This is a genomic window from Cupriavidus sp. GW823-FHT06D04, assembly GCF_058795055.1.
Genome location: NZ_JBXAHL010000045.1, coordinates 45,139 through 51,138, shown reverse-complemented (window position 1 = coordinate 51,138; position 6,000 = coordinate 45,139). Strand labels below are relative to the sequence as shown.

Genomic DNA, 6,000 nt, shown 5'->3' with positions numbered 1-6,000 from the left:
CCGCCGAAAGGACGCCGACGGCGTCCGCGCTATCCTTCTCCGGCCTAAAGGCCGAGGCTTGCCGCGCACCTGGTCAATCCACAGACCAAGATCGTCATCACGACCCGCCCCACGCCGTTGCAGCGCAAAGCCTTTGCGCTGCTCGGCATCGACCCCGGCTGTTCCCAGTAGCCAACCCCCTGCCGCTTGAAAAGCTCTCGGCGCTTCAACAGGTTAGCTTGGTATCCGAGTCAAACTTCGGATTAAAAAATGGCCGGCATTTCTGCCGGCCAAACGACCTTAACAGTGAGAGAAGGCCGATATGAAGTTGTCGCCGGCACGCCCGGAAGCGCGCCTCGTCCTGCCTGCAGGAAATTAGAAGCGATGGCGCATGCCGAGCATTGCGCCGGTCTGATTTTGGCCTGACATCGTATTGGGCGTACCGGTCACACCGAAAGTCGCATTGCCTTTGTTGTTCACGTAGCCGAGCGACAGATACGCGTCAGTGCGCTTGGACAAGGCGTAGTCGGCGTTCAGCACGAACATCCACGAGTCCTTGCTGTCGGTGCGGGCGTCGGTGTAGTAAGCCGCACCAGTCAACGTGAAAGCGGGAGTGAACTTGTAGTTGGCGCCGAGCCAGTACAGGTTGTCGTGACGGGCCGTACCAGTCGTGACTTCGTCACGCATCCAGCGGTAGCCGCCAAACACCTTGGCCGCTCCAAAAGCATACGACGTACCAATCGCAGCACGCTTCGCGGCGAGGTCCGCGGAAGCCAGGCTGCTGCCCTGGAACTGGTCGTACGCGACGCCCACCGAGAATGGCCCGTTCGCGTAGGCCAAACCACCGCCAAAGTTGGTGCCGACCTTGAAGTGGCCCGGCATTTCGCCGCCGAGACCAGCGTTGACGTCACGGCCGAAGCTGTAGAAGCCGGTTGCCGTCAAGCCGCCGAACTTGCCGGTGTACTTGATGGCGTTGTCGGCGCGACCGTTAAATTGATTGTCGACCGAATTCAGCGAGTACATTGGGCCCGCCGCCATGGGGTCGTAGGCTCCGAACAGGTCATACAGCGAATTCTGCTGTCTGCCGAGCGTGACGGCACCGAAATTACCTTGCAGGCCAACATAGGCCTGGCGACCGAACAGCCGGCCACCCTGCGCGGATTTACCGCTATCGATATCGAAGCCGCTTTCCAGCACGAAGATGCCCTTCAGGTTGCTGCCGAGGTCCTCGACCCCGCGCAGCCCCCAGCGCGAACCTGAGAGGCCGCCGGAAGTTACGCCAACGACCGAACCACTACCGTTGGCGCCACCATTGACGTGGTTTTGGAAACTGATACCGGCATCAGCGATGCCATAGAGCGTCACATTGGACGACGATTGGGCAAAGGCAGAGCCGGACATGGCGCACGCTGCGGCTGCCACTGCGAAGAGAGCTTTTTTCACTGTCAATTCCAGGTATTTGGCGGAGGGTCCAGCCGGTGGCGTCACGGCTTGCATGCGAGCCGAAAACCACCCACCGACGCGGCCGCCAGATAGTGCGACAGGAATGTGACAGTAATGAGTCAACAATTATGCAGAGATTCGCACAATCATTTCAAAAGGAAGAACAATATGTGCACGTCCGGCAGCTAAACTCCATCGCCGGGGCGCGCCGATATCTCTCTGACGTGAGTGACAGATTTTTGACGAATTTGTGTCGGTCTGCCCCAATCCTGTCCCCCGATTTCCCGGTTATGAACGCTTGGCAGTTGCATGACCGACGAGACCGTGGGGCATGCCGGGGCACGATTGCGCCTGACCGTCGATGAAGACCGACGGCCCTGCCACCGACCCGCGTCAACCGGGTTCCAGGACCAAGTCACCGGACCAAGTCACCGTACCGACTCGGCCGATCACGGCAGCCTGTTTTACGCATACACCGAAGCGTTCAAAGAAGGCGGTATCACGGCGCTCGCGCGATACAAAGCCATACCTGCCATGTTGGCCCTTGCCTTGCGAGACCTCGATCAATGCTCGCATCAGACGCTGCTCGCAAACCAGGCTTGTCAGTGCTGCCCCCTCTCTGAGCATCCACGCACCGAGGTCTTGCAGTGAAAGATTGAGCATCCTTGCGGCATGCGCCCGACTCCAAGGCGCATTCGGTTCTCCAAAGACTGCCCGCGCAAGTTTCAAGGTAAGGGGTTTCGCCGGATCGTGCACCCAGTTGCGCGGCGAGTGATCACCGGTCTCCTCCCGCAAGGGACGCCTCGAAGCCATGACGTCAAAATGTATGGCGTCACTGGCTGCCATGAGGCTACGTCAATCGTGCGAGGCAACTGAGATCGATAGCCGACCCGATCGCGGCGCGCCCTTACGCACCCCTGCAACGTTGGCCGCCTGCGCCGCCGCTTGCCCAAGCCAAGGCATGCGCTTCCGGGCCCAGGCATGCATCCCCAAAGCGTTCAATGTCAACAACAAAGTGTCGTTTAAACGATAATCAAGAAATAGCGGGATCTTTAAGCGTCCGCAAGCCAAATTAAACGCCGAGATGCCCTCCCGGGCCAGCGGCGCGGTGGAGATACGCCTCCCGAAGGGCATCTGCGTGGCTCCTGTGGGGCAATACGCTGGCGCGGTCCGAATTCAGACGGGTACCCGCACTGGCGCCCAGCGCTCGTGCAACTGGGGAATGCAGACGGGATGGCGAGCGTGCTCAGCGACGCGCAGTTCGCGCCGACGCCCGGCAGCGCGGTGTCGGTGCGCTTCTTCAGCTCGGCGCTGGCCTAGCCGTCGAGGCATCCGTGCAACGTTCGCGCGAGACGAGACGCTTCCCTCGCATCGGTGACGTTCGCGAAGCCCAATACCAGGCCGCGTGGGGTGCGCCGCGTGCGTGCGTGCGCGTACCAGATCGACAGCGGCAGCACCGCGAGCCCCGCGTCGCGTGCGCGCGAGGCAAAGGCCACGTCGTCGACGGGACCATCGGGGCCTTCGGCAAACTGGACCGCGAACTGGATTCCGCCGTGCGGCAAGGCGACAATCATGCGCTCCCCGAACGCCTGGTCCAGCGCATGCGCAATCAGCATGCGTCGCTGTCCGTACAACGCACGCATCCGCTTCACGTGCCGCGCAAAATGCCCCTGTTCGATGAAGTCCGCCACGGCCGCCTGCAATAGCATCGGAGAGCCGGCATTCATGCTGCACGCCACGCGCCCGACGCGTTCGACAGCGCGCTCCGGCACCACGGCATACGCCAGCCGCAGCCCGGGAAACATCACCTTGCTGAACGTGCCGCAATAAATCACGCGATCGTGCTTGTCGAGGCTTTTCAAAGCCGGCAGTGGCCGGCCCACATATCGAAATTCGCTGTCGTAGTCGTCTTCGATGATCCAGCGAGACCCTTTCGACGCCCAATCCAGCAGCGCCATGCGCCGGGCGAGCGACAACGTGTGCCCGAGCGGGGCCTGATGCGATGGGGTAACCAGTGCAAAACGCGCCTGCCGGTCCAGCGCGATGCCGCGCTCGACATCGATGCCTTCGCTATCGATTGGCACCGGTACCAGTTGAACACCGGCTTCGGCCAGAAAGCTGCGCGCGAGCAGATAGCCGGGGTCTTCGAACCACATGCGGTCGCTGGGGCTCGCGAGACTGCGCAACAAGAGTTCCAGCGTCGCGCGGTAGCCAGCGGTAATGAATACCTGTTCCGGCAGGCACGCGACGCCCCGCGACAAGCCAAGATAGGTGGCAATGTGTTCGCGCAGCGCCCGATAACCAACCGGGTCCGGGTAGGCGAGCATCGCGCGTTGACCGCTGCGCGCGCAACGCGAAACGAGCCGGTTCCAAAGCTTGCGCGGGAACGCGTCCAGTGCCGGCAGCCCGGGTTGCAACGCCTTCGGCTCCCCGCTCATCGCCACCGCGATTGCCAGCTGACGCGGCGCCGGCTGCCGACTGCGCGATGCATCAGACACCGCGGACGCGCCCCCCTCCCTCGCACGCATGTGCTCCCGATCCTGTCCACTTGCAGAACGCGTCACCGCCGCCGGTAGCGAGGCGGATACGAACGTCCCGGCCGCACCGCGCATCTGCAGGTAGCCCTCATCGACAAGGATGGTATAGGCCATTTCGACCGTACCCCGGGCCGTATTCAATTGCGTGGCGAGCCCCCGAAGCGCGGGCACCCGATCGCCGGGACGCAGGTGCCCGGCCGCGATCGCTGTCCTGAACCGCTCGCAAATCTGCAGATAGATCGGCAAGCGGTTCTGGCGATCGATTTCGATGGCCAATGGGGAAGTCAGTGCGGTCATGATGAGTTCGGGCAATGTCGGCAGAAAGGACTTGGCCTAGTCATTTCGACAATTCTTGGCCCTTATCCCTGGGGCATGATTGTTTCACAATGGTCTCACACGATGCGACAGGGACAGGCACCTACATGCGATGCCGCCCGACCAGCCGCACCGCGCATTTCACTACTCTCATCTGGAGAATCTGCCATGAAGATCGTTGTAATCGGTGGTTCCGGCCTGATCGGCTCCCAACTTGTCGCGCTGCTCACCAATGCTGGCCATGCGGCGGTCGCGGCGTCTCCGCGTACCGGCGTGAACAGCGTGACGGGCGAAGGATTGGATCTGGCGCTCAAGGACGCAGACGTCGTTGTGGATGTGGCGAACGCACCATCCTGGGAGCCACAGGCGGTACTCGATTTCTTCCGCACCTCCGCGCGCAATCTCGGAAAGGCCGAAGTGGCCGCGGGCGTGCGCCATCATGTCGCGCTATCAATCGTCGGCACCGACCGCATGCCGGGGAATGCATATTTCACGGCCAAGGTCGCCCAGGAAGAGGCGATAGAAGCTGCCGGCGTGCCGTACACGATCGTGCGCGCCACCCAGTTTATGGAGTTTCTCGGCGGTATCGCGGACTTTGGCACGGACGGCACCACCGTGCGCATGGGCGATGGGCTGTTTCAGCCGATCGCTTCGCAAGACGTCGCGGCATTCCTTGCGCAAGTCGCACTGGAAGCACCGCGGAACGGCACCATCGAGATTGCCGGCCCGGACCGCGCCCCGTTCGCGGAGATCGTTGCGCGCTATCTGAAGTCGACAGGCGACGCCCGCTCGGTCGTGACGGACCGCGACGCCCTGTACTATGGCGGCCACGTCGAAGAACTGTCGCTCGTACCGCTCGGCGACGCGCGGATCGGTCGCATCAGCCTCGGCCAGTGGCTCTCGCAAGCCAATGTGGAGTAATGCCATGAAAGCAATCGTGTCATTTGTGGCGGCGCTGATGCTGTCGTGCCTGATGGCGGCGCAGCCTGCGGTGGCCGCACCGGAAGCGAAAGTCACGCCGCTGCGGACGGAACCGTTGCCTGAGTATCCGGGCAAGGAAGTTCAGATGATCATCGTGGAATATCCGCCCGGCTCGGTCGACCCTGTGCATCGACATGATGCACACGCCTTTGTCTATGTGCTCGAGGGGAGCATTGTCATGGCGGTCAAGGGTGGCAAAGAGGTGACACTCAAGGCCGGGGATACCTTCCACGAAGGCACCAATGACATCCATACCGTCGGGCGCAATGCCAGTTCCACACAGCCGGCCAGGTTTGTTGTGTTCCTGATCAAGAATAAGGGAGCACCAATTCCGACTCCCGTGAAGTGAGACAGCTGGCCCACCGCTGCTCGGCGCGCTGCATCTGATCCTGAAGGAAGTGTTCGGCCTGGCGGCCGCACGCCTGCGCGCGCGGGCCCGAGTGGGCGGCGCAGGCCGATGTCCTGGCCGGTGCCTCGGCCCACTGGCTGCGCCACACCGCCGGCTCGCACATGACCGACCGGCAGGTGGATTTGCGCTATGTCAGGGATAATTTTGGGCATTCGTCGATTTCGACGAGCGTGTACCCGCGCAGCGAGGAGGATGCTCGGCACGAAGCCGGAGCGGCATCGGATCCGCTGGGCCAGCAAGACGTAAGGCGCGACCCGCGGCTTATTCACGGGCTTCAGCTAATGAACGCCGCCTCACTCCACAGTGACAACCGCCCCAGATCGACGGGTTAGAGGG

Annotated in this window: 5 protein-coding genes and 1 pseudogene; 3 read left to right on the top strand and 3 right to left on the bottom strand. The window is 62.4% G+C overall.

Translation table 11 applies throughout. From position 1 onward, the window contains the following. Positions 1-354 precede the first annotated feature (354 nt). The 3 genes from AC1Q7H_RS34635 to pdxR form a co-directional block, all read right to left on the bottom strand. Positions 355-1,422: a porin gene (locus AC1Q7H_RS34635; protein ID WP_492382241.1), complete on the bottom strand. Its 1,068-nt coding sequence runs from the start codon at positions 1,420-1,422 to the stop codon at positions 355-357. A gap of 393 nt (positions 1,423-1,815) precedes the next feature. Continuing rightward, positions 1,816-2,268, bottom strand: a complete 453-nt coding sequence (locus tag AC1Q7H_RS34630) for a hypothetical protein (protein WP_492379100.1) — start codon at positions 2,266-2,268, stop codon at positions 1,816-1,818. A 470-nt stretch (positions 2,269-2,738) separates the two neighbouring features. Continuing rightward, a complete protein-coding gene (pdxR, locus tag AC1Q7H_RS34625) occupies positions 2,739-4,256 on the bottom strand; it encodes a MocR-like pyridoxine biosynthesis transcription factor PdxR (protein WP_492382240.1) in 1,518 nt (505 codons plus the stop codon). A 186-nt stretch (positions 4,257-4,442) separates the two neighbouring features. Here pdxR and AC1Q7H_RS34620 point away from each other — a divergent pair, with 186 nt between their 5' ends. From AC1Q7H_RS34620 to AC1Q7H_RS34610, 3 genes and pseudogenes are all read left to right on the top strand, one after another. Next, the gene (locus AC1Q7H_RS34620; protein WP_492382239.1) at positions 4,443-5,195 is read left to right on the top strand and encodes an SDR family oxidoreductase; all 753 of its coding nucleotides are present in this window, start codon (positions 4,443-4,445) and stop codon (positions 5,193-5,195) included. A 4-nt stretch (positions 5,196-5,199) separates the two neighbouring features. After that, positions 5,200-5,604 (top strand): cupin domain-containing protein, encoded by a 405-nt coding sequence (locus AC1Q7H_RS34615; RefSeq protein ID WP_492382238.1) that lies wholly within the window; start codon positions 5,200-5,202, stop codon positions 5,602-5,604. Positions 5,605-5,626: 22 nt separating this feature from the next. Then, a pseudogene (locus tag AC1Q7H_RS34610) lies at positions 5,627-5,910 on the top strand (tyrosine-type recombinase/integrase); the annotation flags it as partial. Positions 5,911-6,000: the final 90 nt, after the last annotated feature.